Below are 659 nucleotides of genomic sequence, written 5' to 3'. Positions count from 1 at the left end.
TGTAATAAATCGTGTTGATGCGATTGTTATGTTGTTTCTCCAAGCGCGTATCTAAGCTCATCAATTGCGTAAGTCAGTTTTAAATTCGTTTGAGGCACTCTGTTAAGTTTCATTCCCATCTCAACAACGTCAATTTCAGACAAACCACCTGCTGATTCAATCCATGCGCTATACAAATTAATAAGGTCAGTCATAGAGCCTACCTTACTTCTATTATCGGTTTTAGCATATTGCAGCACCGTTTCATTATTTGAAAATGCTAACACGGTCTGAGGGCTAATGCCTTCAGCTTTCAACTGTAAACACAGTCCTTCCAGAAAATGCTTTCTTAACGTTTTGATATGTTCTTTTCGGACACCAATAATAATAAATGAGAATAATGTTTTCTCTTCCATAAAGACTAAAACTTTACGACGATTTTGGGTAAAAGAGTTAACAAACCAATTTCCTAGAACAAACCTTTCAGGTTCAATTTCACTTAAGTCACTTGGTTTCAGGCCAATGAAATCTTGAACTTTTTTGGTACATTTAAACTGAAACATAGCTCACCCCAAGGTGTTGAAAAACCTTATTTTACACCAACAACATAACGCCTGCATAACACGTTTACTACTAAGCAATTATACTTAAAATTGACACCTTAAAACGAGAAACACCCG

General features: G+C 35.8%; 1 protein-coding gene. It reads right to left on the bottom strand.

Annotated elements, in window-relative coordinates; translation table 11 throughout:
• Nucleotides 1-26: 26 nt before the first annotated feature.
• Nucleotides 27-542, bottom strand: coding sequence for a hypothetical protein (locus A6E03_RS17945; protein WP_065601436.1), 516 nt, complete (start codon nucleotides 540-542; stop codon nucleotides 27-29).
• Nucleotides 543-659: the final 117 nt, after the last annotated feature.

The organism is Aliivibrio sp. 1S128, from assembly GCF_001691065.1.
Taxonomy (GTDB): domain Bacteria; phylum Pseudomonadota; class Gammaproteobacteria; order Enterobacterales; family Vibrionaceae; genus Aliivibrio.
The sequence above is the reverse complement of the archived record's forward strand: the minus strand, read 5'-3'. Positions and strand labels throughout refer to the sequence as shown.

Excerpts from the sequence above, each read along its gene's own strand:
- A6E03_RS17945 (WP_065601436.1), bottom strand. The coding sequence starts at position 542 with ATGTTTCAGTTTAAATGTACCAAAAAAGTTCAAGATTTCATTGGCCTG.